1 protein-coding gene and 1 rRNA gene are annotated in these 2,239 nt (G+C 38.8%); both read left to right on the top strand.

Translation table 11 applies throughout. The annotated features are described in order from the left end of the window. Positions 1-483, top strand: a complete 483-nt coding sequence (gene greA / locus GJT81_RS00005) for a transcription elongation factor GreA (RefSeq protein ID WP_169785323.1) — start codon at positions 1-3, stop codon at positions 481-483. 159 nt (positions 484-642) lie between these two features. Next, positions 643-2,204 (top strand): 16S ribosomal RNA (locus GJT81_RS00010). Positions 2,205-2,239: the final 35 nt, after the last annotated feature.

Below are 2,239 nucleotides of genomic sequence, written 5' to 3' on the forward strand. Positions count from 1 at the left end.
ATGATAAATAAAATACCTATGACTATAAAAGGATCAAAAAAATTAATTAAGGAATTAAATCAATTAAAAAATATAAAAAGATATAAAATAATTAATGATATTGCAGAAGCTAGAAAACATGGTGATTTAAAAGAAAATGCTGAATATCATGCTGCACGAGAAGAACAAAGTTTTTGTGAGAAACGTATTAAAGAAATAGAATTAAAATTATCTAATTGTCAAATTATAGATGTAACTAAAATAAAAAATAAAGGTAAAGTTATTTTTGGTTCTACTGTTGATATAATTAATGTTATTACTAATAAAGTAGTATCTTATAAAATTGTTGGTGATGATGAAGCTAATTTAAAAAAATATTTAATTTCAATTAATGCTCCTATTTCTAGGGGATTAATTGGTAAAAAAAAAAATAATACTGTTTTAATAAAAACTCCTAAAGGAAATATAACATTTAAAATATTAAAAATTCAATATCTTGAATAAATAAAAATATTTTGATATAAAAAATTGACTTTAAAATATAAAAGAGTATTATTATAAAGAGTAATAATTTTTTGAGTTCTTTAATAATTTATCAGAAAATATATGTGGGCATTCTATTTTAGAGCATAATATATAATTTATATTAAATTTTTTTGCTTTTAATTGAAGAGTTTGATCATGGCTCAGATTGAACGCTGGCGGCAAGCTTAACACATGCAAGTCGAGCGGCATCGAGATAAATAGTTTACTATTTATTGTCGGCAAGCGGCGGACGGGTGAGTAATATCTGGGGATCTACTTATTGGAGGGGGATAACTATTGGAAACGATAGCTAATACCGCATAAGATCGTAAGATTAAAGTGGGGGATTTTATATTTTTTATAAAACCTCATGCCTTTAAATGAACCCAGACGAGATTAGCTAGTAGGTAAGGTAAAGGCTTACCTAGGCTACGATCTCTAGCTGGTCTGAGAGGATGATCAGCCACACTGGAACTGAGATACGGTCCAGACTCCTACGGGAGGCAGCAGTGGGGAATATTGCACAATGGGCGAAAGCCTGATGCAGCTATGCCGCGTGTATGAAGAAGGCCTTAGGGTTGTAAAGTACTTTCAACAAGAAAGAAATAATAAAATTTAATAAATTTTATTACTGACGTTACTTGTAAAAGAAGCACCGGCTAACTCCGTGCCAGCAGCCGCGGTAATACGGAGGGTGCTAGCGTTAATCGGAATTACTGGGCGTAAAGAGCACGTAGGCGGTACATTAAGTCAGATGTGAAATCCCTGAGCTTAACTTAGGAATTGCATTTGAAACTGATATACTTGAGTTTCGTAGAGGGGGGTAGAATTCCAGGTGTAGCGGTGAAATGCGTAGATATCTGGAGGAATACCAGTGGCGAAGGCGACCCCCTGGACGAATACTGACGCTCAGGTGCGAAAGCATGGGGAGCAAACAGGATTAGATACCCTGGTAGTCCATGCTGTAAACGATGTCGACTTGGAGGCTGTAAGCTTGACTTATAACTTTCGTAGCTAACGCGTTAAGTCGACCGCCTGGGGAGTACGACCGCAAGGTTAAAACTCAAATGAATTGACGGGGGCCCGCACAAGCGGTGGAGCATGTGGTTTAATTCGATGCAACGCGAAGAACCTTACCTGGTCTTGACATCCATGGAATTTAGTAGAGATACTTTAGTGCCTTCGGGAACCATGAGACAGGTGCTGCATGGCTGTCGTCAGCTCGTGTTGTGAAATGTTGGGTTAAGTCCCGCAACGAGCGCAACCCTTGTCCTTTGTTGCCATCGGTTCGGCCGGGAACTCAAAGGAAACTGCCGGTGATAAACCGGAGGAAGGTGAGGACGACGTCAAGTCATCATGGCCCTTACGACCAGGGCTACACACGTGCTACAATGGTATATACAAAGGGAAGCATCCTCGCGAGAGTAAGCGGATCTCACAAAATATATCGTAGTTCGGATTGGAGTCTGCAACTCGACTCCATGAAGTCGGAATCGCTAGTAATCGTAGATCAGAACGCTACGGTGAATACGTTCCCGGGCCTTGTACACACCGCCCGTCACACCATGGGAGTGAGTTGTAAAAGAAGTGAGTTGCTTAACCTTTTTTTATGGAGGGCGCTTACCACTTTGTGATTCATAACTGGGGTGAAGTCGTAACAAGGTAACCGTAGGGGAACCTGTGGTTGGATCACCTCCTTTACTGTAAGTACATACTCTATAATAAGAGTGTATCG

It is taken from the genome of Enterobacteriaceae endosymbiont of Plateumaris consimilis, from assembly GCF_012563145.1.
Classification (GTDB): Bacteria; Pseudomonadota; Gammaproteobacteria; order Enterobacterales; family Enterobacteriaceae.

What these genes read in the sequence shown, in the direction of transcription:
- greA (WP_169785323.1), top strand. Translation starts at nt 1, where the DNA reads ATGATAAATAAAATACCTATGACTATAAAAGGATCAAAAAAATTAATT.